20 protein-coding genes are annotated in these 20,260 nt (G+C 37.4%); 19 read left to right on the top strand and 1 reads right to left on the bottom strand.

From position 1 onward, the window contains the following. Nucleotides 1–54: 54 nt before the first annotated feature. The 19 genes from HNQ98_RS06790 to HNQ98_RS06700 all read left to right on the top strand — a co-directional run bounded on the left by HNQ98_RS06790 (nt 55) and on the right by HNQ98_RS06700 (nt 19,634). Nucleotides 55–819: a tRNA1(Val) (adenine(37)-N6)-methyltransferase gene (locus HNQ98_RS06790; RefSeq protein ID WP_135197369.1), complete on the top strand. Its 765-nt coding sequence runs from the start codon at nt 55–57 to the stop codon at nt 817–819. After that, nucleotides 816–1,100: a GIY-YIG nuclease family protein gene (locus tag HNQ98_RS06785; protein WP_135197370.1), complete on the top strand. Its 285-nt coding sequence runs from the start codon at nt 816–818 to the stop codon at nt 1,098–1,100. Before HNQ98_RS06790 ends, HNQ98_RS06785 begins: the two co-directional genes overlap by 4 nt. A gap of 159 nt (nt 1,101–1,259) precedes the next feature. Continuing rightward, a complete protein-coding gene (rpsB, locus tag HNQ98_RS06780) occupies nt 1,260–2,036 on the top strand; it encodes a 30S ribosomal protein S2 (RefSeq protein WP_184285025.1) in 777 nt (258 codons plus the stop codon). Between the two features lie 113 nt (nt 2,037–2,149). Continuing rightward, nucleotides 2,150–3,025 carry a translation elongation factor Ts gene (gene tsf, locus HNQ98_RS06775; RefSeq protein WP_019041572.1) on the top strand — a complete coding sequence of 292 codons (876 nt, stop codon included), beginning with the start codon at nt 2,150–2,152 and terminating at the stop codon, nt 3,023–3,025. Nucleotides 3,026–3,180: 155 nt separating this feature from the next. Next, nucleotides 3,181–3,906: a UMP kinase gene (pyrH, locus tag HNQ98_RS06770; protein ID WP_014974228.1), complete on the top strand. Its 726-nt coding sequence runs from the start codon at nt 3,181–3,183 to the stop codon at nt 3,904–3,906. Then, nucleotides 3,906–4,451: a ribosome recycling factor gene (frr, locus tag HNQ98_RS06765; RefSeq protein ID WP_135197372.1), complete on the top strand. Its 546-nt coding sequence runs from the start codon at nt 3,906–3,908 to the stop codon at nt 4,449–4,451. Before pyrH ends, frr begins: the two co-directional genes overlap by 1 nt. Nucleotides 4,452–4,742: 291 nt before the next feature. Further along, the gene (glyQ, locus tag HNQ98_RS06760) at nt 4,743–5,687 is read left to right on the top strand and encodes a glycine--tRNA ligase subunit alpha (protein WP_041773199.1); all 945 of its coding nucleotides are present in this window, start codon (nt 4,743–4,745) and stop codon (nt 5,685–5,687) included. 1 nt (nt 5,688) lies between these two features. Beyond that, nucleotides 5,689–7,746 carry a glycine--tRNA ligase subunit beta gene (glyS, locus tag HNQ98_RS06755; RefSeq protein WP_135197373.1) on the top strand — a complete coding sequence of 686 codons (2,058 nt, stop codon included), beginning with the start codon at nt 5,689–5,691 and terminating at the stop codon, nt 7,744–7,746. Nucleotides 7,747–7,806: 60 nt separating this feature from the next. Then, nucleotides 7,807–8,859, top strand: coding sequence for a Gfo/Idh/MocA family oxidoreductase (locus HNQ98_RS06750; RefSeq protein ID WP_135197374.1), 1,053 nt, complete (start codon nt 7,807–7,809; stop codon nt 8,857–8,859). 142 nt (nt 8,860–9,001) lie between these two features. Then, entirely contained in the window at nt 9,002–10,855 is a 1,854-nt protein-coding gene (gene lepA, locus HNQ98_RS06745) for a translation elongation factor 4 (protein WP_135197375.1), read from the top strand. After that, the gene (locus HNQ98_RS06740) at nt 10,839–11,633 is read left to right on the top strand and encodes a GTP-binding protein (RefSeq protein WP_135197376.1); all 795 of its coding nucleotides are present in this window, start codon (nt 10,839–10,841) and stop codon (nt 11,631–11,633) included. The genes lepA and HNQ98_RS06740 overlap by 17 nt, the downstream gene beginning before the upstream one ends. Nucleotides 11,634–11,643: 10 nt before the next feature. Beyond that, complete coding sequence (locus tag HNQ98_RS06735) at nt 11,644–12,717, top strand: zinc-binding alcohol dehydrogenase family protein (RefSeq protein ID WP_135198108.1); 1,074 nt, start codon at nt 11,644–11,646, stop codon at nt 12,715–12,717. After that, nucleotides 12,714–13,589, top strand: a complete 876-nt coding sequence (gene prmA / locus HNQ98_RS06730; RefSeq protein WP_135197378.1) for a 50S ribosomal protein L11 methyltransferase — start codon at nt 12,714–12,716, stop codon at nt 13,587–13,589. Before HNQ98_RS06735 ends, prmA begins: the two co-directional genes overlap by 4 nt. A gap of 2 nt (nt 13,590–13,591) precedes the next feature. Further along, nucleotides 13,592–14,329, top strand: a complete 738-nt coding sequence (locus HNQ98_RS06725; RefSeq protein WP_135197379.1) for an RsmE family RNA methyltransferase — start codon at nt 13,592–13,594, stop codon at nt 14,327–14,329. Between the two features lie 91 nt (nt 14,330–14,420). Continuing rightward, entirely contained in the window at nt 14,421–14,858 is a 438-nt protein-coding gene (locus HNQ98_RS06720) for a hypothetical protein (protein ID WP_135197380.1), read from the top strand. A 144-nt stretch (nt 14,859–15,002) separates the two neighbouring features. Continuing rightward, the gene (locus HNQ98_RS06715; protein ID WP_135197381.1) at nt 15,003–16,625 is read left to right on the top strand and encodes an ABC-F family ATP-binding cassette domain-containing protein; all 1,623 of its coding nucleotides are present in this window, start codon (nt 15,003–15,005) and stop codon (nt 16,623–16,625) included. 76 nt (nt 16,626–16,701) lie between these two features. Beyond that, nucleotides 16,702–17,862 carry a hydroxymethylglutaryl-CoA synthase gene (locus tag HNQ98_RS06710; RefSeq protein WP_135197382.1) on the top strand — a complete coding sequence of 387 codons (1,161 nt, stop codon included), beginning with the start codon at nt 16,702–16,704 and terminating at the stop codon, nt 17,860–17,862. Nucleotides 17,863–17,962: 100 nt separating this feature from the next. Next, the gene (locus tag HNQ98_RS06705; protein WP_014974241.1) at nt 17,963–18,235 is read left to right on the top strand and encodes an ACT domain-containing protein; all 273 of its coding nucleotides are present in this window, start codon (nt 17,963–17,965) and stop codon (nt 18,233–18,235) included. Nucleotides 18,236–18,290: 55 nt separating this feature from the next. After that, on the top strand, nt 18,291–19,634 hold the full coding sequence (locus HNQ98_RS06700; protein ID WP_135197383.1) for a PFL family protein: 1,344 nt from the start codon (nt 18,291–18,293) through the stop codon (nt 19,632–19,634). A 40-nt stretch (nt 19,635–19,674) separates the two neighbouring features. On the opposite strand, the gene HNQ98_RS06695 is transcribed toward HNQ98_RS06700, so the two are convergent. After that, a complete protein-coding gene (locus tag HNQ98_RS06695; RefSeq protein ID WP_135197384.1) occupies nt 19,675–20,115 on the bottom strand; it encodes a hypothetical protein in 441 nt (146 codons plus the stop codon). Between the last annotated feature and the right edge of the window lie 145 nt (nt 20,116–20,260).

Here is a 20,260-nt window from a genome sequence, read left to right as displayed (position 1 = left end):
CACCTCATATCAACTATCTCTATGTATTTTACACGATAAAGCGAGAAATTCACAATGATTGAACCAATTCTTAACAAAGGCGAGCGAATTGATGGACTGCCTGCACAAAATATTCATATTATTCAAAATCCAGATATGTTTTCGTATTCTTTAGATGCCATTTTACTAGCGCATTTTGCAGGAATTAAAGGAAAAGGTGCTGGATTAACAGTAGATCTCGGTGCTGGAACTGGCGCAGTTGGTCTGTTTTACGCACCAAAAGTCACTGGGGAGATTAAGCTAGTAGAAATCCAACCAGAATTAGCTGATATGGCAGCACGTAGTATCGTCATGAACGGTTTAGAAGAACGTGTCAGTGTTTTAAAGTCAGATATGAAAGCTATTTTCGATGATATTGCACCCGGATCTGCGGAAACTGTACTTTCGAATCCGCCCTATTTTCCGCTAAATGAAACCACAAAAACAAATAAGGATGAACACTATGAATTAGCAAGACATGAATTGACGATTGATTTACCTGGATTAGCACAAGTTGCTAATAAGTTATTGAAAAACAATGGTAAATTTTACATGGTACACCGACCAGAACGATTAAGTGATATATTTGCTGCCTTGTCGGCACGCAAATTGATGATTAAGCGCATAAGGTTTGTCTATGGTAAAGTTGATCGCGAAGCTAATATGGTATTAGTCGAAGCTATTAAATCTGGACGCCCTGGTGGCGTTCGCATTTTACCACCAATTATAGCTTATACGATGGCCAATGATTACACTGCAGAAGTAAAAGAAATTTTGTACGGAGCGTCATGGACTAAATGAAACCTTACTTTTTTTATGTTTTATATACTGCTGACGGCTATTTTTATGGTGGTTTTACCGATGATGTGTCTCGTCGTTTTAAAGTTCACGAAGCAAGAAAAGGGGCCAAGTTTACGCGTGTAAAATCAAGGCATCCACTACGATTAATTTATTCAGAACAATTTGAGACAAAGAGTGAGGCGCTACATGCTGAAGCCAATTTCAAAAAATTGACACGACCGAAAAAAGAAGTATTTTTAATCATGCATGATATTAGTCCAAGTATTTGGCGTCGTGACTGAATTTATTTAACAAAAATACTTGCGTTTAATTTGAAAATCACGTATAATTTTAGCTGTTGCAAATTGCAATAAATACACACGACAGACGAGTTCATATAGGTGCAGAAATGTCAATATGAATGTCGAATTTGTCGGCGGAAAAACCTAGGAGGCCATAACATGGCAGTTATTTCAATGAAAGAACTCCTCGAAGCAGGAGTTCACTTCGGTCACCAAACACGTCGTTGGGACCCAAAGATGGATGAATACATCTTTACAGAACGTAATGGTATTCATATTATCGATTTACAAAAAACAGTTAAGCTGGTTGACGAAGCTTATAACTTTATTCGTAACGCATCAGCTGATGGCGCCAACGTTTTGTTTGTTGGTACAAAGAAGCAAGCTTCAGACGCTATTGCTGAAGAAGCAACGCGTGCTGGTCAATACTTCATCAACCACCGTTGGTTGGGTGGAACTTTGACTAACTGGAATACAATCAAGTCACGTATCCAACGTCTTAAGGACTTGGAAGCAATGGCTGAAGATGGTACTTTCGAACAATTTCCTAAGAAAGAAGTTGTGTTGCTAAATAAGCAACGTGAAAAGTTGAATAAGTTCTTGGGTGGTATCAAGGATATGCCTGGTTTGCCAGATGTATTGTTTGTTGTTGATCCTAAGAAGGAAGAAATTGCCGTTAAGGAAGCCAACATGTTGAATATTCCTGTTGTGGCTATGATTGACACGAATGCTAACCCAGACGTTGTTGATGTTAAGATTCCTGCAAACGATGATGCTATCCGTGCTGTACGTTTGATCACTGCAAAGATGGCTGACGCTATCGTTGAAGGTCGTCAAGGTGAAGATTCAGCACCTGAAGATGCTTTTGTTGAAGGTGACGAAAACACAGAATCTATCGAAGAAATTGCTAACATTGTTGAAGAAGGCAATAACTAATTATTTTAATGACACTTGCCGTTCCTGCGGACCTGTTTGGGACGCGGAGCGGCATTTTTGTTTGATCAGAACATGTTATAATAAAAATATCAATATTTTAGAGGAGCAATACAATGGCAATTACTGCTGCACAAGTAAAAGAATTACGTGATAAAACATCTGTTGGTATGATGGATGCTAAGAAGGCCTTGGTTGAGGCCGAAGGTGATTTGGATAAGGCAATTGACCTTCTCCGCGAAAAAGGTATGGCTAAAGCCGCTAAGAAGGGTGACCGTGTTGCTGCTGAAGGTATGACGCATGTTGCTGTACAAGGTAACAAAGCTGCAATTATTGAATTGAATTCTGAAACTGATTTCGTTGCGGGTAATGCTGAATTTAATGATTTGTTGAAGTGTGTAGCGGATACAATTGTTGAATTTGCACCTGCTGATGTTGAAGCTGCTTTAGCATTAGAAGTTGAATCAGGTCAAACTTTGAATGATAAAATCATTGGTACAACACAAATCACTGGTGAAAAAATTACGTTGCGTCGTTTTGAACTCGTTACAAAGTCAGATTCAGAAAACTTTGGTGCCTATTCTCACTTGGCCGGTTCAATATCAGCTTTGGTTGTAGTTGATGGTGCTTCAGAAGAAGCTGCTAAAGATATTGCAATGCATGTTGCCGCTATTGCACCACAATATGTATCAGATTCAGAAGTGCCAGCAGAAGTAGTTAATAAGGAAAAGGAAGTGCAACTCGCTTCTGAAGACTTAGCTGGTAAACCTGATAATATCAAAGAAAAGATGGTTGAAGGACGTATTAAGAAGTTCTTGGCCGAGATTTCATTATTAGATCAAGCATTCGTTAAGAATGGTGATCAAACTGTTGCACAGTTTATCGAATCAAAAAATGGTTCAGTAAAGTCATTTGTTCGTTATCAAGTTGGTGATGGTATTGAAAAAACAGTGACTGATTTAGCTGAAGAAGTTGCTAAGCAATTAGGTTAAGACGTAAGTGACCAATTTTCTGGTAATATGCGTCGTTAACGTAAAAAAGCGCAGCGACTCGGAAATGGTATTTCCTGAAAAGTGCGTTATAAAATAACGTACTTTTTTTGTGGCAATTTTTGGTATAATTGATTAGATAGAAAATGAGGTAAATCATGACTGATATTAAGTACAAACGCGTTTTGATTAAACTTTCTGGCGAAGCATTAGCTGGCGAGAAAGGTCAAGGGATTGATCTGGAAACGGTTTCTGAAATTGCGAAGGCTTTAAAAGAGGTGCACGACCTTGGTACACAAATTGCTATCGTAGTTGGTGGTGGTAATTTATGGCGTGGGGAGCCTGCTTCAAAAATTGGTATGGAACGCTCACGTGCTGATTATACTGGGATGTTAGGTACAACCATGAATGCGCTCGTACTACAGGATGCATTGGAACGTACTGGTGTAGATACGCGTGTGCAAACAGCAATTACAATGCAACAAATTGCTGAACCATATATCCGTGGTCGTGCTATTCGTCACTTGGAAAAAGGACGTATTGTTATCTTTGCAGCAGGTACGGGTTCACCTTATTTCTCAACAGATACAACAGCCGCATTACGAGCAAACGAAATTAATGCGGATGCTATCTTAATGGGTAAGAATGGTGTTGACGGCATTTATGATTCTGATCCTAACAAAAATACTAATGCTGTTAAGTTTACTGAATTGACACATTTAGATATTTTGAAAAAAGGCTTAAAAGTTATGGATTCAACGGCAAGTTCATTGTCAATGGATAATGATATGCCACTTGTGGTCTTTAATTTAAACAAAACTGGCAACCTAAAACGAGTAGTTTTGGGTGAAAATATTGGTACAACAGTTACAGGAGGAAAGTAATGGCTTTTGATTTAACAGATGCTAAGATACGTATGCAAGGTGCACAAGATGCATTGCAACGGGAATTAGGCAGTATTCGTACGGGACGTGCAAATCCGCACATTTTGGATCGTATTGAAGTAGAATACTATGGTGCAATGACACCATTAAACCAGGTTGCTTCAATTTCAGTACCTGAAGCACGTATTTTGCTAATCACACCTTTTGATAAAACAGTTTTAGATGAAATTATTCGAGCAATAAATGTTTCTGATTTGGGGTTGAATCCAGCATCAGATGGTAACGTTGTGCGATTAGCAATTCCACAAATGACTGAAGAAGGTCGTAAAGACTTGGCAAAACAAGTAAAAGCTGAAGGAGAAAAGGCAAAAGTCTCTGTCCGTAATGTACGTCGTGATGCAATGGATAGTGTTAAAAAGGATAAAGAAATTCCTGAAGACGATGCTCGCAATGCAGAAGATGATATTCAGAAGTTGACAGATGATAATATCAAAGCAATTGATATGATTGCTACTGAGAAAGAAAAAGAATTATTAACAATTTGATTTCTAGATTGTAATGAGTATTACTGTTATTTATCAGTGCTTGACGTACTGATGGTTACAGTGCATAATAATAGATATTAAAGTTTGTAAACGTTGAAGTCATGTGGCGATGATGGAGTTAGCAGACAATTCGAGTGTCTGCAGTATATGCAGGAAATCAGGTGGAACCGCGCGTAAGCGTCCTGATGTCAATCATTTTGACATTGGATAGTTTACAGCGGTTTTTTTGATGCTGTAAAAAGCTGATGGATGGTGCTACAATGGCACAATTATTTAGAAAAGGAAAATAAAATGACAAATAATAAACTATCACTTCAAGATATTATTTTAAATTTGCAACAGTACTGGGCAAATCAAGGTGCAAATTTGATGCAGGCTTATGATAATGAGGTTGGGGCCGGAACGCAGTCACCGTATACATTTTTACGTGCTAATGGTCCTGAACCATGGCATGCTGCCTATGTACAACCCTCACGTCGTCCAGCTGATGGTCGGTACGGAGATAACCCAAATCGTTTGTTCCAACACCACCAATTTCAAGTTGTCATGAAGCCATCACCATCAAATATTCAAGAATTATATTTAGGGTCTTTAGAAGCGTTAGGTATTAAGCCACTTGAGCATGATATTCGTTTTGTTGAGGATAATTGGGAAAATCCCTCAATGGGTGCTGCTGGTATCGGGTGGGAAGTTTGGCTCGATGGTATGGAAGTGACCCAATTCACGTATTTTCAACAAGTTGGTGGTATTGAAGTTGACTCGGTAACTGCTGAAGTAACTTATGGATTAGAACGCTTGGCATCCTACATTCAAGATGTACCTACTGTGTACGATCTTGAATGGGGAAACGGTGTCCTCTATGGTGATATTTTCAAAGAACCTGAATTTGAGCATTCAAAATATGCGTTTGAAGAATCTAATCAAGAAATGTTATTAAAACATTTTGATGAGTTTGAAGCAGAAGCAACCCATTTGCTCTCTCTGGGTCTTGTTCACCCAGCTTATGATTATATTTTGAAATCATCTCATACGTTCAATCTGTTGGATGCACGTGGTACAGTTTCAGTGACCGAACGTGCAGGATATTTACACCGTATTCGAACAATGGCACGTAAAGTATCAAAGGTATTTATCGAAGAACGTGCAAAACTAGGATTCCCGTTATTAAAAGACACTGACTTACGTGATAAATATATTGGCGAAAATGGTAAATACGCAGTGAAGGAGACAAAGTAATATGTCAACATTTTTATTAGAGATTGGCTTGGAAGAAATGCCCGCACATTTGGTTAGTAGTTCAGAAGCACAATTAATTGCGCGCGTTCAAACTTTTTTGGCAGATCACCGCTTATCTGTTGGTGAAATCAAGCCGTATTCTACGCCACGTCGGTTAGCTGTACAGTTAATCCAGGTTGCTTCTCAATCGGAATCTCTATCAGAAGAGAAGCGTGGGCCTTCAATTGATCGTGCAAAAGATGACAATGGTGATTGGACAAAGGCAGCACAAGGATTTGCAAGAGGACAAGGTGGCACACCAGAAGATTTTGAAGAACGTGATGGTTACATATGGTTAACTAAGCAAACTGCAGGGGAAGATGCTGCAGTAATTCTGAAAAAAATTGGTGATGAAGTTGTATCACAAATGAAGTTTTCAACTTATATGAAGTGGGCTGATAACAATTTCCTGTATGTTCGACCAATTCGCTGGCTTGTAGCATTACTTGATTCAGAAGTGATTGATTTCAATATTTTAGACGTGTCTACAGGTCGTATCACGCGAGGACATCGTTTCTTATCTAACGAAAATGTTGAACTTGCTAATGCAGATGTATATGAAAAAACATTACAAACCGCTTCAGTGATGGTCAATGCTAATGAACGAAAAGCACAAATTCGTCAGCAATTAGAGACAATTGCTTCTGAACATGATTGGGTACTGCAGCTTGATACATCAGCAGCACAAGATTTACTAGAAGAAGTTAATAATATTGTTGAATGGCCAACGGCATTTTCAGGTAGTTTTGATGATAAATATTTGCAGATACCTGATGCAGTACTGATTACCTCAATGCGTGAACATCAACGTTTCTTTTTTGTGACAGATCATGAAGGGAAACTTCTACCTCATTTTTTGTCGGTACGTAATGGAAATGATCAGCACTTAGATAATGTTATTGCTGGAAATGAAAAAGTTTTGGTTGCACGTCTAGAAGACGCTGAATTCTTTTACCATGAAGATCAAAATAAGACAATTGCTGATTATATGGGCAAAGTGAAAAAATTAGTTTTTCATGAAAAAATAGGGACAGTGTATGAACATATGCAACGTGTTAGCCAGCTTTCAGAATATTTGGCAGAACATTTAGCATTTACTTCAGAACAAAAACTTGATTTAGCTCGTGCGGCAGATATTTATAAATTTGATTTAATGACAGGTATGGTCGGTGAATTTGATGAGTTGCAGGGAGTTATGGGTGAACATTACGCCAAGTTATTCGGTGAAAAAGATGATGTTGCTAAAGCAATGAGTGAACATTATATGCCTACTTCGGCTAATGGGGAAGTTGCACAATCCGACATTGGCGCTGTACTAGCAATTGCCGATAAGCTTGACTCAATTGTGACATTTTTCTCAGCTGGTTTGATTCCATCAGGTTCAAATGATCCTTATGGCTTACGTCGTGCAGCCACTGGTATTGTGCGCACATTACAAGATAAAAAATGGCATGTTACGCTAACACCTCTATTGGAAAATTTCGTATCGCATACTTCTGATGTGACAAATCAAGCTGATTTGTCAGCTATTCATATGTTTATTTTAGACCGTGTGCGTAAAATAGCTATTGATAGTGGTATCCGCCAAGATCTTGTAGCTGCTGGCACTCATACCACGACAAGTGATGTTGTTGCTGTAGCAGATCGTATTCAAGTTTTATCACAGCATGCTGAAGACGATAATTTCCGTGATGTTATTGAGGCATTAACTCGTGTATCACGTTTAGCTGTTAAGCAAGTGACGAATGATGCTGTTGATGAGACACTTTTTGAAAATACTGCTGAAAAAACATTGTATGAAGCAACGCAAAATATTGATGTATCTGCACTGGTATTACAAGGTGCAGAAGCAATTTACGAGGTGTTAGCTAAGTTACAAAAACCAATTGCAAATTATTTTGATGTTACAATGGTTAATACAGAGCAAGTTGTTGTAAAAAATAACCGCTATGCGCAGTTGAATATGATTAATCGAGTGATTAATGAGTTGGGTGACTTATCGTTGATTGTTATTAAATAGGGGGTAACATTGTAAACTGAAACACCACACGGTTGAATAGAAATCTAGTGAGGATCCGTCATGATAAATATTGCTTACGTTGGTTTTGGTAAAAGTACAAATCGTTATCATTTACCTTATTTAAAGTTGCGTTTAGATCATTTTAATGTACGTCGTATTATTACACCTACATTAGGTAAAAGAGCAGTTGAACAGGCTGCTTGGGAAGCGACAGGCACAATTTTCTCCACTGACATTGAAGACATTGTTAATGATGATAAAGTTGATTTAGTTGTTGTTGTCACACCCTCAGCCAGCCATTATCAAATAGCAAAGACATTATTAGCTGCTGGGAAAAACGTGATAGTTGATAAGCCGATGGCGACTAATTATGACGAAGCCAAGACATTGGTTAATCTTGCTAATAAAAATAATGTTTTGTTAATGCCTTATCAGAGTCGTCGATTTGATAGTGATTTCTTAACTGTGAAAAAAGTACTAGCTGATGGCTATTTGGGTCGTCTTGTGGATCTTGAAGTACACATGGATCATTATCGTCCCAATGATGGGCTACAAAACGGTTCGTCAATTGATGGGGCATTGTACGATCATGGTGTACATTTAATCGATCAAGTGGTTAGTTTATTTGGTAAACCAAAAGCTGCCACTTATGATTTGCGCTCAGCACGTATCTTGGATAGTCAAGTCACTGACCAAATTGAAGTCAATTTGTTTTATGACAAAGCTTTCAAAGCAACTGTTCAAACTACGGAAGTAGCGGCAATACAGTATCCAAAATGGCAGTTGCGTGGCACCAAAGGGACATTTATTAAATATCAAGTTGATGAACAAGAGAATGATTTGAAAACTGGTATACTACCCGGAGAACCTGGCTTTGGTTTGGATGTACCGCAAAATTATGGTAAACTCGTTTACTTCAATCAAAGTGGTGATCGCATCGAAAAATATATACCAAGCGTATCAGGTGATTATGGTCGCATTTATGACAATATCTTTGACACTTTGACTACGGGAAGCAAAAAGCTCGTCAGTGATGAGCAGATGTTAACAGTTATGCAGTTATTAGATGTGGGTCAGCAACATATAAGTCCACATACTGAATTTTTTTCATGATAAAAGATTAAAATAAAAAAGCTTTGTATTTTAGAAAGCTTTTTTATTTTTGGTATAAGGCACGCTTTTTTAATACGCTTTCATGATAAAATAGATTATAGAAATACTAATTGAAAGTGCGCGCTGATTAGCGCTAAAAAATATGACAGACCTAAATTTAAAACAACTTAATGATCGCCAAAAACATATCCGTAATTTTTCCATTGTAGCTCACATTGATCATGGGAAATCAACAATAGCGGACCGTATTTTGGAACAAACACATACCGTAGCAGAACGTGACATGCAGAACCAATTGCTTGATACGATGGATCTGGAACGTGAACGTGGTATTACTATCAAATTAAATGCTGTTGAGGTACATTATGATGCTAAAGATGGTGAAACGTACATTTTTCATTTAATTGATACACCAGGGCATGTCGATTTTTCTTATGAAGTTTCTCGCTCTTTAGCTGCTGCTGAAGGTGCTATTTTGGTTGTTGATGCTGCGCAAGGTGTCGAGGCCCAAACTTTAGCCAATGTCTATCTGGCTTTGGATAATAACTTGGAAATACTACCAGTAATTAATAAAATTGATTTACCAGCAGCTGATCCTGAAAAAGTTCGTGCAGAAATTGAGGATGTGATAGGTATTGATGCCTCAGAAGCCATATTGGCTTCTGCTAAAAAAAATATTGGAATTCCAGAATTATTAGAAAGAATTGTGACAGATTTACCAGCGCCAACTGGTGATATTGAAGCACCGCTACGTGCATTGATTTTTGATTCCGCCTATGATGCTTATCGAGGCGTAGTTGTTAATTTGCGTGTACGGGAAGGAATTGTTAAACCCGGTGACAAGATTCGCATGATGAATACTGGTGCAGAATACGAAGTGAATGAAGTTGGTGTGATGTCGCCAATAGCTCAAAAGCGTGATTATTTAATGGCGGGGGATGTTGGCTATTTGACAGCTGCAATCAAAGATATTCATACAACGCATTCCGGTGATACGATTACTTTGGTTAACAATCCTGCTAGCGAGTCATTATCAGGATATAAACAAATGACACCAATGGTTTATTCTGGTTTATATCCATCTGATAATGCGAAATACACAGATTTAAGAGATGCTTTAGAGAAGTTACAACTAAATGATGCCGCACTGGCATTTGAACCTGAAACCTCACAAGCATTGGGATTTGGTTATCGCGTTGGCTTCTTGGGTTTGCTACATATGGACGTTATCCAAGAGCGTTTAGAACGTGAATTTGATTTGGATTTGGTAACGACTGCACCTTCTGTTACTTATCGTGTGACCACCAATGATGATGAAATTATAGCTATTGAAAATCCATCTGAGTTACCAGAATCTTCAAAAATAAAGTCAATTGAAGAACCATATGTAGATGCACAAATCATGGTGCCTAATGACTATGTTGGTGCGGTTATGGAGTTGGCACAACGTAAGCGTGGTGAATTTGATACTATGGAATACTTAGACGATACGCGTGTGAATGTGAAATACAAAATACCTTTGTCAGAAATTATTTTTAATTTCTTCGATAAATTAAAGTCTAGTACCCGTGGTTATGCTTCATTAGATTATGACATTTCAGGTTATCGTCAATCAGATTTGGTTAAAATTGATATTTTACTTAATTCAGAAAAAGTGGATGCCTTAAGTTTTATTGTGCATCGTGACTTTGCCACTGAACGTGGCCGCATTATTACATCGAAGTTAAAAGAAATCATTCCACGTCAAAACTTTGAAATTCCAGTACAAGCGGCAATTGGTGCTAAAATTTTGGCACGTACTAATATCAAGGCATATCGTAAAGATGTTACTTCTAAAATTCACACAGGTGATCCAGATCGACGTGCTAAATTACTGGATAAACAAAAACGTGGTAAAGCACGTATGAAGTCTGTGGGTACCGTAGATGTGCCACAAGAAGCCTTTATGGCAGTGTTGAAAACGGAGGATGATGCACAATATGCCAAAGGAAATTAGTGAAAAACCACATTCTCGTATGGAACGTAATTGGTCCACCAGTAAACATAAAATGAGCAGATATACTAAAATATTGGCTATAGTTTCAGTGTTGATTATGTTAACTGTGATTGGTTTTGCCGTGGCAATTATTGGTTTTAATTATGATGGTGTGAGTCAAAATACACGTGAGAAGTTGGTTGAAAAAGACGCTCGAACTGTATTGGATTTTGGTTTGACTGGAGAGACAAGTGCTAAAAATGCTCAGTCAATTGTGTTGCTATCTAACGCGGCTTGGAAAAGCGAAATATCTGCTAGTATTCAGCATACGCTAAGCACGACACGAACGGTTGCTAATCAGGTCAATTTTGCTGGTAAAACTTATGATAAAAAGACGGTAATGTCTGATTTAGCTAATCATTATATGCAAACATTGCAAACCGATCGTGACTATAGTATCCAAAAAGTGTCATTTGATAAGTACCATAATGCTAAGGTTAATTATATTGTGACGCCAATTGATTTGCCAGCTGCACAAAAAAAGGTACAAAATGACGTTGACAAGATTTTAAAGCATGATGTTGGATCACTTGAAAAATTAAAATCTTCACAAATTAGATTAGTCGAATATGGCATGATATCTGATAATTGGGATCGTGTTTTACAAGGCAAAGTACCAACAGCTGATAAAAAGTCAGGTCAGTTTAACTTACTTTATTCTAGTCAGTGGCGGTCGCCAAGTTATCAAGCAACTAAAGCAAACTTAAATCAAATTTTGAATACAGGATTATCAGAATAAAGGAGTAGTTATGGCTTTTTTAGATAAATTAAAAAAAATATGGTCGCTTCGCCCAAGCCGTAAGATGCGTGCCATTGGTATTGAACATGCGTTATTGATTGATGCTCCGAATGTTTTTATTGAAAAAAGTGTTGCTCGTCCAAAGCCAAAAGCTCACGAATTGTTAGTTAAGGTTTCAGCAAGCGCAATTAATCCGGTTGATACTAAAATGCGCGCAACGTATCAAAATGATGGTGAATTTCGTATTTTAGGTTTTGATGCAACTGGTGAAGTAATGTCAACCGGTGAAGAAGTAACTCAATTTGCGATTGGAGATCGTGTTTATTACGCTGGTGTACAAATCAAACCCGGTTCTAACGCTGAATATCAAGTAGTCAATGAAGCATTAGTTGGGCAAGCACCAAAATCATTGACGACTGCGGAAATTGCGGCGCTGCCATTAACTTCAATTACGGCATCAGAAATTTTGACCGATGCTTTTGGATACGACATCACTGAAAATGCGGCACAAGGTAAAAGTATTTTAATTTTAAATGGCGCAGGTGGTGTTGGCTCAATATTAATTCAATTAGCAAAATATTTAGGCATGGTTGTCATTACGACAGCATCGCGTCCAGAGTCAGTGGCTTGGGTGAAAAATTTAGGGGCTGATTATATTTTAGATTATCATCAAAATTTACATGAACAATTACTTCAAATACAGCATGATAAAGTTGATCATATTGCCATATTACAAAATACAGATGCTTATTGGCCACTGGTTTTACAAGCAATCAAGCCATTTGGTCGTATCGCATCAATTGTTGATACAACGGAGGCGGTTGATATTGCACCTTTGAAAAATATTGGCGCGCAATTTAGTTGGGTATTTATGTTTGCTAAGGGAAATTATGGTGTCTCAATGCAGACACAAGGTGATGCTTTAAATAGGATGAGTGAATTAGCTGACAGAGGAGTCATCCAGTCAACATTAAATAAAACATATAATGGCTTAACAGTTGAGAATATCCAACAGGCAACTCGAGATGTTGAAGCGAATCATATGACTGGAAAAGTAGTTGTCACATATGAGGCAATCCAATGAACTGGCAATCTATAACAATCACAACACAAAATGATGCCATTGAAGCTGTCTCAAATATTTTAATGTCAGCTGGTGCTGAAGGCGTTCAAATTGATGATAGTGATCAAATAAAAGTTATCGCATATTATGAAGATGACGCTAATTTACCGAAAACGATCAAACGAATCAAAACTGATTTATTCAATTTAAAATCATTTGACGTAGATCCTTCACCAGCAGAAATATTGATTAGTGGTGTGGAGCAGGCAGATTGGGAAAATAATTGGAAACAATATTATCATGCGCAACGTATAACGCGACATTTGACTGTAGTACCATCATGGGAAAACTTTAAACCACAGCAAGATGATGAAATGCCCATTATCATGGATCCTAAACTTGCTTTTGGTACGGGAACACATGAAACGACAAAATTGATGATGCAAGCATTAGAAACTGTTGTTCGCGGCGGAGAATCAATGATTGATGTGGGTACTGGTTCCGGGGTTTTAGCTGTTGCGGCTAAACAACTAGGCGTGACTCAAGTTTTGGCAACAGATATTGATGACATGTCTGTATCAGTCGCCAGAGAAAATTTGGCTTTGAATCTGGTTGCTAGTGATATAACTGTTTTAACAAGTGATTTATTAGCAGATATTGAGACAACACCGGTCGATATTATCGTTGCTAATATTTTAGCAGATGTCATTGAACGCTTAATACCGCAAACGATACCACTATTGAAAAAAGGTGGTTATTTTCTAGTATCTGGTATCTACGATGCTATTGCACCACATATAGAAGATGAGTTACTCAAAAATGGCTATCAAATTGTTCAATCCTCACAAATGGGCGAATGGCATAGCTATATCACACAATTCGGGGAAGATTAGTTATGCAACGTTATTTTTTACAACAAACAATTGGGCACAAGATTGTTTTAACATCAGAACAAGATGCTTTTAAACATTTTGGTAAAGTTTTAAGGGCACGCATTGGATCTCAGGCGGAATTTGTCAGTCAGAATCAAAAAGTTGTCATTGGGGAAGTTACGGCAATTGATTCAGAAAAAATAACGCTTAAAGTAGTTTCTGAGTTGAATAATCAAGTTGAGTTACCAATTCAAGTGACATTAATCGTGTCCCCCTTAAAAAATGATCGTTCTGATTGGTTCGTCCAAAAGGCAACTGAGCTCGGCGTCCATAAGATTGTGTTTACTTATATGGAACGTACAGTATCTAATTGGCATAAACAGCAAGAAAAGAAACAAAATCGTTTACAAAAAATTGCTCAAGCTGCTGCTGAACAGTCACATAGGTTATTAATTCCTGAAATTACATTTTTATCTTGGCGGGAAATATTGTCACTACCTAAAACAAAAGGGCTTGTAGCTTGGGAAGAATCAGCACGAGATGGTGAAGTGGCGACACTAGTTCAGGCCGTTAACCAGGTGCCAAATGGCGAAGTTATGACGGTTCTTTTTGGGCCAGAAGGTGGTTTGTCAATGACTGAAATCAACACACTTAAAAAATTTGACTATCAGCCAGCCGGATTAGGTCCGCGTATATTACGTGCTGAAACTGCGCCACTGTATGTATTAAGTGCTATGAGTGTCTTGCGAGAATTAAATTAATAGTTTATAATAATTAAAATAAATACTTTGTCACTAGAATAACTTTTTGTGATTATAGTATTCTCATAAATTGTGCAAAGGGCGGTCGCGCATGCAAAAAAAGTTTAAAAAATACTATGGTAATCAATGGCTCGTAGCAATAGTGTTGGGGGTTTTGGTACCATTTGGTGCTCAATTACTCAATGTTAGTGGTTTAAATAAAGTTATCTGGCTCTATTTAGTTGTCAATAGTTCATACATGTTGTATCTTGGCTATATTACGCGTAAAAATGGTTTATTTCCGCTAGTCTTGCTGACAATGCCAGTGTTTTTTACTTTGATTTCAACTTTTTGGTTACGGTTAGTATCCCACCAATATGGTTTTTATTTTGGTCTACTGTATATTGTTCTTAGTTTATTCACATTTTTAGGAGATACACGTGATGATCCAGATGAAAATATGATTCCAGTTGAAGGCGGTTTTCATGGGTTGACAGAAGCAGGTGATGAAAAATATACAGTCCCTGTTGATGGTGGCTTTCAATCTTAACAGGCTTAATTTATATTACTCGTTTGATTAGTAGTAGTTAAAAAGCGCGACGTTTCGCGCTTTTTCTGGTATAGTTATAGAAGGTATTTTTACATAAATCATGTTTATTAATATTGAATATGTTTTAAATTGGAGGAGAAAATAGTGATTACAGTATCAGATATGAGTTTTAGTTTTGCTGGTCCTAAATTATATCAAGACGTGAACTTAAAGCTCACGCCTGGTAATACATATGGTATTATCGGAGCTAATGGCGCCGGGAAATCAACATTTTTAAAGTTATTACAAGGTGAATTACAAGCTACAGAAGGCGTTATCGCGATTGGTGACGGTGAGAGAATGTCATCTTTGCAGCAGGATCATTTTGCTTTTGATGAATTTACAGTTCTTGATACGGTTATTCAAGGTCATAAGCGCTTATATGAAGTGAAAACAGAAATGGACGCTATTTATGCTAAACCTGATTTTAACGATGAAGATGGTGTACGCGTAGCAGATTTAGGTGCAGAATTTGAAGAACTAGATGGGTGGAATGCCGAAGTTGAAGCAGGTCAACTCTTAAATAAACTAGGTATTTCTGATGATATGCAGTATACCATGATGAGTGAGCTGACAGAAAATGATAAAGTTAAGGTTTTGTTAGCCCAAGCATTATTTGGAAATCCTGATATTTTAATTTTAGATGAACCAACAAACGGACTTGATGTGCAAACAATTAATTGGTTAGAAGACTTTTTAGCTGATTTTCCTAACTTAGTGATTGTTGTATCCCACGATCGTCATTTTCTGAATGCAGTGTCAACGAATATTTTGGATGTGGACTTTGGTAAAATCACACCATTTGTGGGGAATTATGATTTTTGGCGTGAATCATCTGAATTAGCACAACGTTTGGCGTCACAACAAAACGCTAAAAAAGAAGAGCAAATTAAACAATTGCAAGAATTCGTGGCACGCTTTTCTGCTAATGCTTCAAAATCTAAGCAAGCAACTGCGCGTAAAAAGCAATTAGATAAGATCACGTTGGATGATATTAAACCTTCGTCACGTAAATATCCATTTATTAGTTTCCCAATCAATCGAGAAATGGGAAATGATATGATACGTGTTGAAAATATTTCCAAGACAATTGATGGTGAACAAGTATTAAGTAATATTTCGTTTATTGGACGTCCGGGCGACAAAATTGCTATTTTATCACAATCTGATTTAGCGACGACGACATTAATGCAAATTATTGCTGGTACTCTAACGCCAGATACAGGTACTGTAACTTGGGGAGTGACAACGTCACAATCTTATATTGCCAAAGATTTGAATGATAATTTTGATAATCAGGATTTGACTATTTTAGATTGGCTTAGAGATTTTGCCGAAGAAGAACAAAAGGACAACACAAGTCTTCGTGGCATGCTCGGACAAATGTTATTTCGCGGTGATGATTCACTCAAGGAAATAAAAGTACTCTCAGGTGGTGAAAAAGTCCGTATTACATTAGCTAAAATGATGTTGTTGAAGGCTAATGTTTTATTGATGGATGATCCAACCAATCATTTAGATTTAGAATCAATTCAATCATTAAATGACGCGGTGGTTAACTTTAAGGGTGGTATTATCATAACATCACACGATCATGAATTCTTAGCAACGACAGCTAATCATGTCATTGAGGTGTCTGGTAAAGGCGCAGTTGATCGTGTAGATACGACTTATGACGAATTTATTTCAACTGAAAGTATTCAAGAAAAAGTCAAAGAATTATACTAACCATCTGTAACCGGTTTATGAGGGCGTCTAATGGCGCTTTTTCTCATGATATAATATCAACTAGAGGATTTAAAATATGACAATTGGTATTGATAAAATAGCGTTTTATACACCAAAATATGTATTGGATTTAATCGAATTGGCAAAAGTACGTGGCGATGAACCAGAGAAATATACTATTGGCATTGGTCAAGATAAACAATCAGTTGTTCCAAATTATGAAGATATTGTTACTATGGGGGCAAATGCAGCATCCCAAATTATCGACGATACTGATCGCCAATTAATTGATAGTGTTATTTTAGCCACAGAATCAGGTATTGATAATTCCAAATCTGGTGCCATTTATATTCAGAGGCTTTTAAATTTATCAGAATTTACACGGACAATTGAACTCAAGCAAGCCTGCTATGCGGGGACTTATGGCTTAATGCAGGCGCGTGACTATGTGGCGGTACATCCAGGACGACGAGTTTTAGTTATTGCTTCAGATATTGCGCGTTACGGTTTAGTGACACCTGGCGAGGTCACACAAGGTGCTGGGGCTATCGCAATGATTATCTCAGATAATCCAAAAATTGCATCTATAAACACAGATTCAGTTTATATGAGTGCTGAACGTGCTGATTTTTGGCGACCTTTAGATCGGACGCAGGCGCTAGTTGATGGACATTTATCAACAGATATTTACAAAGAAATGTTTCTAACATTATGGCAACGCTATTGCACCAAAACGCAACAAACAATCAGTGATTTTTCTGGTTTTGCTTTTCATTTACCCTATACAAAGATGGGGAAGAAGGCGCTGGATGAGGTGCTAGATCAAGCAACTGCAGAACAACAAGTTAACTTAATGGAAAAGTTAAAAGCGAGTCAACAATTGAGCCGTCAAGTAGGCAATATATATACAGGATCAGTATATCTCAGTCTATTATCACTGCTGAGTTATTCAGATAAGTTGCAATCTGGTGAAAAAATAGCAATTTTTAGTTATGGATCAGGTGCAGAGGCTGAACTGTATTCTATCACTTTACAAGAAAATTTTACCGAATATGTGCCAAGAAAGTCTGTCAAACAATTACTTGAAGGTCGCCAAAAACTATCTGTTAGTGAGTATGAAGCAGTGTTTAATTCACAATTATTTGATTCACATGTTAATGTTAAATCAGAAGCTGTATCTGGTGTGACACAATTTCAATTTTTGGGATGGCAGAATGGTGAGCGTGTTTATGCATAAAATGTCATATTTATGACATGTAGACAGTATATGTATGATAAAATAATGTTACTGTAAAAATATTGCATATTTTCAAATAACTTATAAAGAGGAAGAAATCTTGGCAAAAGCTGTTGTAACCGTAGTAGGAAAAGACCAACCAGGTATCATCGCTGGTGTAGCGCAAACTTTAGCAACTCATAACATTAATATTTTAGATGTTTCCCAGACAATTATGTCGGATATTTTTACTATGAGTATGCTAGTGAATTTGGAAAAATTAGATGAAGAGTTCAATGCTTTGCAGGATGATTTGAATGCAGTTGGTGACAAGCTTGGTGTAACAATTCACACACAACGTGAGGAAATTTTTGATGCGATGAGTCGTGTCTAAAGTCCTTTTTATATTTCCTTATTAGTGTTTTAATAAATAAACATCAGGAGTAAACATGGAAACAAATCAAATAACAGAAACTATTAATATGGTTGCTGAAGAACATTTAGATATTCGTACGGTAACAATGGGTATTTCATTATTAGATACTATTGCCGGCACACCACAAGAGACTGCTAAAAATATTTATACTAAAATTACGACTTATGCAGAAAAATTAGTACCAGTTGCACAGCAAATTGAACGAGAATTTGGTATTCCAATCACAAATAAACGGATTAGTGTAACGCCCATTGCGCTCATTGCTGGAAAGGCATCTCCAGACGACATGCTTTACTATGCTCACGCGCTCGATGATGCAGCTAAGGCGGTTGGTGTTGACTTTATCGGTGGTTATTCTGCTCTTGTTCAAAAAGGATTTGCGAACGGTGATTTAGCGTTAATTAAATCGATTCCTCGTGCCTTAACTGAAACAGATCTTGTGATGTCAAGTATCAATATTGGGTCAACCAAAGCAGGCATTAATCTAGATGCTATCAAACTTATGGGTGAAACAATTAAAGCTATTACGGATAAATCTGATACGGCTAATGCTAAAATGGTTGTTTTTGCTAATGCTGTTGAGGACAATCCTTTTATGGCAGGTGCTTTTCATGGTGTGAGTGAACCAGACGTTGTGATAAATGTTGGTGTTTCAGGCCCTGGAGTAGTTAAACGCGCACTTGAAAAGGTTCAAGGAGAACCCATTCAGATTGTTGCAGAAACAGTTAAGAAAACAGCATTTAAAATTACTAGAGTCGGTCAGGTAGTTGGCACATTAGCTGCTGAGCGATTAGGTGTTGAGTTTGGCATTGTTGATCTCAGTTTGGCACCAACACCAGCACGTGGGGATTCTGTTGCGGAAGTTCTAGAAGAAATTGGCTTAGAGATGGTCGGAACTCATGGTACAACGGCCGCCCTCATGTTGTTGAATGATGCTGTTAAAAAGGGTGGCGTGATGGCCTCACAGCGTGTGGGTGGCTTATCTGGTGCTTTTATTCCAGTTTCAGAAGATGCTGGTATGATTGATGCTGTAAAGGCTGGGGTTCTGTCACTGGCTAAACTAGAGGCAATGACTTCTGTGTGTTCGGTTGGCTTAGATATGATAGCCATTCCAGGAGATACAGCAGCCACAACCATTTCTGCTATGATTGCTGATGAAGCCGCCATTGGTGTGCAAAATAATAAGACAACTGCTGTTCGTATTTTGCCAACTAATGGTACAAAAGTTGGTGATATGGTCGATTATGGCGGGTTGCTAGGAACAGCACCTGTGATGCAAGTTGTCGAAAAATCAAGTGCTAACTTTATCAATCGTGGTGGTCATATTCCAGCACCAATTCATTCATTTAAAAATTAATCAATAAAAAAGCAAATTCATTATGAATTTGCTTTTTTTATTATTGTAACTTTTGCTGTTTCACTGCTGTAATGGGTTGATTGTTATTTGAGTTAGCTTGTATTGTCATAATGATAATATAACCTAACAAAATAATGATAATGGTGGCTGCTAATACACGTGCAGGATGATGAAAAAAAGATTGTGTTATTGACTTTAAGCGACTGGGAACAGTATAGCTATCATCATTTCCTTCAGAAATTGATGCGTTAACAGCATACGCAAAACTTTCAGAATCAACTGATTTAGCGGATGATTCATAGGGTACAAGTGCGATATCACGTGTTTTTACTTGTTGTGTTGGTGCGACTGACTCGTGATATTGATCGCGGTTAGATAAAATGTTTTGTCGAAAGTCAGCAATATGAACCAACACAGCATGTTGTAATGATAAAAAGCTATCGTAAAGTCGTTCGATTGGTGTCTGTACAGGTATCTTCATAAGAGGTCTCCTATGTGCTATTTATTTTGAAATATTGTAATATAGTTACTCCTAATATAATAATATAAAAAAAACTTGTGTTAATGTGGATGTTTGCGGGATTATAAGGAAATTAAAGTGTTCTTAATATTTATATTTCGAGTGG

The organism is Leuconostoc carnosum (genome assembly GCF_014207505.1).
In the GTDB taxonomy this organism is placed as follows: Bacteria; Bacillota; Bacilli; order Lactobacillales; family Lactobacillaceae; genus Leuconostoc; species Leuconostoc carnosum.
Note: the sequence above shows the minus strand (reverse complement) of the source record. Positions and strands in the feature narration are given on the sequence as shown.